Source organism: Desulfovibrio sp. 1188_IL3213 (assembly GCF_036763145.1).
Taxonomy (GTDB): domain Bacteria; phylum Desulfobacterota; class Desulfovibrionia; order Desulfovibrionales; family Desulfovibrionaceae; genus Desulfovibrio.
The window spans coordinates 1-3,196 of the sequence record NZ_JBAIYR010000271.1 but is presented as its reverse complement, the minus strand read 5'-3'; the positions used below and the strand labels follow the sequence as shown (position 1 = coordinate 3,196).

Here is a 3,196-nt window from a genome sequence, read left to right as displayed (position 1 = left end):
CGGATGCCCGTTGCGCACGGCCCAGGCCCCGCCGGGATACGCAACAATATCAATGGCTCCGCTGATAACCACCACGGCCCCTATGTCGCGGCTCAGGCGACGGGCCGTAGCCCCCGCGCTTTCAAGACTGTCTTCGGTCACAAGGGACGCGTCTTCCGCGTCCACGCCTCTGGCTTTTGCATTCTTGCCCGCCAGAAAGCCTATTTCCGAAGCATTGCCCTTAATGGCCGCAAAACGGACTTCGTCCAGCAGACGCTGGAGAGTGCTGTTGCGCAGGGCCGAAGCCCCCGCGCCCACGGGATCGAGCACCACGGGCTTGCCCAGGCTGTTGGCGCGTCTGCCCGCTGCCAGCATTGATTCCACCGTGCGGCTGTTGAGTGTGCCTATATTGATCACAAGCGCCTGGGACAGGGCCACAATATCTTCCACTTCCGCCGCATCATCGGCCATGATGGGCGATCCGCCCGCCGCAAGAACCATATTGGCGCAGTCGTTGACCGTGACGTAATTCGTTATGCAGTGTACCACCGGCCCATGCCGCCGCACTGTGTCCAGAATATCCGCAAAAGCTGTCATTCTGCCTCCTTTCGGCAAGAACGGAAAAGCGCCGGAGGGCGCTTTTAGAGCAATTTCACTTTGAAATTGCTCTGGCGGCCGCATGAGCAGTCGCCCGCCGCAAAGATGCAAGCGCAGCTTCAGCCGTTACGACAAAGGAAGTTACGGATGCTTCAGGAGTTGTAACGCGGGAAATTACGCTTGCAGACACCATGTGTAACGAGCGGTTTGTTTCCACACAACCACTGTCGCCATTCGTAAGGCTCGCAGGCTCGCCAACGACTGCCGCGAAGACAGCAGAGCTATTTGCTTGCGCGGTTAAGCAGCGAAGCGAGCGTGTCTTAAACTTTGAGAATGTATATTCTCAAAGTTAATCTGCCCTAGTCGACACTGAAGCGTCAGGGCTTGATGTAGGCAAAGCCTTCGCGCTGCAGGCGCACTATTTCCACCAGACCGGCAGGGACAACATCACAGCCGGGCCAGATGTCCTCGTGGCTTATATTGTTGTCGGCCAAGGCATTGGCGCAAAGCAGGATACGCAGCCCCTGATCCTGGAGGGGCGCGGCCACTGCACGGAATTCTTCGTTTTTGCGGGTAAAGTGATTAACGGCAGGGCCATTGGCAACCACCACGAGCTGAAAGCGTTCGCCGGGCAGCCCCTTGATATAATTGGCCGCATTTTTCAGCACCAGTTTCAGGATGGCAGGCTCATTGCTGTCAATATGCAGGCAGAGATCGTAATTCATACATGTTCTCCATACGTTGCCGCCAGGTGGAACCCGCGGCGGGTTCCGGCAGACGCCGGGCATGGCACAAGTAGTAGCAGGGGCGCGCCGCTTTGCCAAGCAATGGAACGTGCGCTGGCCGCAGCCATACGGTTTTGCTCGCAATACAGCCCGCAATACAGATATATATTATGCGAATGTTTCTTGCTAAGGCCGCGCATAGGGCGTATATTGTCGCCATGTGTGTTGTACCCTCCAAAAAGTCCCTGAATTCCTTCCACTCTGAATGCACCGTGTTCTTTCGTATGCCCGATAATTCGGGCCACGGGATATTACGCTGCCTGTTGCTGCTGCTTTTGGCGTTGTGCCTCGGGGGCTGCGGCCTTTTTAAGCCCAAGCCTGATGACGCCATGTCTGATCAGGCACAGGAGCAGGAATCCCTTGAAGCCGCATGGCGCGGCGACCCCGTACCTTATTCCCTGCGCATCAAGGTAGAGGACGGCCCGTCTTCCCTTGAAGGCAAGATGAAATCCGTAAGCCAGCTGGCGCAGCTCACCAACGAGCCGCCCGACAGCATGCTTGCCCTGGAACGCCGCGCCCGCGCCGATGTGGATACGGCCGTGCGCCTTCTGCATTCCCAGTGCTACTATGAAGGATCTGCCTCTTTCAGCTTTGATGAGGAGGCCAAGCCCCTGCGCGTCACGCTGACCCTTGTGGCAGGGCCGCGCTATACCCTTGGCCGGGCCGACGTAACCTACGAGCCGGTTCCGGACGTGCCTGCCCCTTTCAAAAACCGGCAGCGCGAAGTGGGCTTTTGGGGGCTGCAAACCGAACCTGTTCCCCCGCCGTCCTTTCCCGCAGTGCTGCCCGGCGTTGACGTGGGCAAACCCGTTGTGGCCGACACCCTGCTGAGCGCGGTGGAGGCCCTGCCCGAAAAGCTGCATACCCAGGGCTATCCCCTGGCCGCTGTCATCCAGGCCCGCTACACGCTTGATTCCGAAAAAAAACAGGTCAATGCCGATATCAGCATAAATCCAGGCCCGCCTGCCCTTATGGGCAGCGTGGACGTGACGGGCAACAAGGGCGTCAACGCTGCCTACCTGCAGCGGCTGACCCCCTGGATTCCCGGCGATGAGCCGTGGGATACAGAACGTATGGACGACTACGCCAACCAGCTTCGCGGTCTCGGCCTTTTCCGCTCGGTAGAGGTGCGCCCCAAGGAAGAACTGCTGGCCGGAAAAGACGGCGCGGGCAACAAGGGCGCACTGCCCCGCGGCAAGGACGGCCTGGCCGTTTTGCCTATCGAGGTGGCCGTGAGCGAGCTGCCCTTCCGCTCCGTGGGCGGCAGCGCGCGTTACGACACGGATACCGGGCTGGGCGTGGAAGGCTTTTGGGAGCACCGCAATCTTTTCGGCAACGGCGAAAAACTGATGGTCAGCGCCCCCATTGCCACTCAGGTGCAGGGCATCAAGGCAGCCTTTGAAAAACCGGCCTTTCTGGTGCGTGTACAACGCCTGCTGGCTTCCGGCTCGGCCCTGCGCGAAGACACCGAGGCCTACAAAAGCACCTCGGCCAGCGCTTCGGCCGCTCTTGAGCGCCGCATTTCGCGCCTGTGGTGGGGCAGCCTGGGCGCTGGCGGCCAAAGCGGTTCCATCAAGGAAAACGGCAGAACCGAACAGTTTTACGGCTATGCCGGTCCCAGGGCCAGCGTGCGGCGAGACAGCCGCAATAATGTGCTCAACCCCACGCGCGGTTCGGAAATCACCCTCAAGGCCAACCCCAATTCGGGCTTTTATGGCGAAAGCTTTACGGTCATGGCCGGTTCCCTGGAGGCCAGCGGCTACTATGCCCCCTTCCGCAAAGACGGGCGCCCCGACGACAAACTGGTGCTGGCGGGCCGGGTTGAGGCCGGGGCC

3 protein-coding genes are annotated in these 3,196 nt (G+C 60.1%); 1 reads left to right on the top strand and 2 read right to left on the bottom strand.

Annotated features, from left to right (window positions below):
* A partial coding sequence (thiM, locus tag V6C16_RS10080; protein ID WP_333543132.1) for a hydroxyethylthiazole kinase occupies window positions 1–576 on the bottom strand: 576 nt, incomplete at its 3' end.
* Window positions 577–953: 377 nt separating this feature from the next.
* Window positions 954–1,301, bottom strand: a complete 348-nt coding sequence (locus V6C16_RS10075; RefSeq protein ID WP_333534917.1) for a DsrE family protein — start codon at window positions 1,299–1,301, stop codon at window positions 954–956.
* Window positions 1,302–1,690: 389 nt separating this feature from the next.
* On the opposite strand from V6C16_RS10075, the gene V6C16_RS10070 reads away from it, so the two are divergent.
* The coding region (locus tag V6C16_RS10070; protein ID WP_333543131.1) for an autotransporter assembly complex protein TamA at window positions 1,691–3,196 on the top strand (1,506 nt) is incomplete at its 3' end.

Bases quoted from the DNA above. Each gene is read 5' to 3' on its own strand.
- V6C16_RS10075 (WP_333534917.1), bottom strand. From the start codon at position 1,301: ATGAATTACGATCTCTGCCTGCATATTGACAGCAATGAGCCTGCCATC.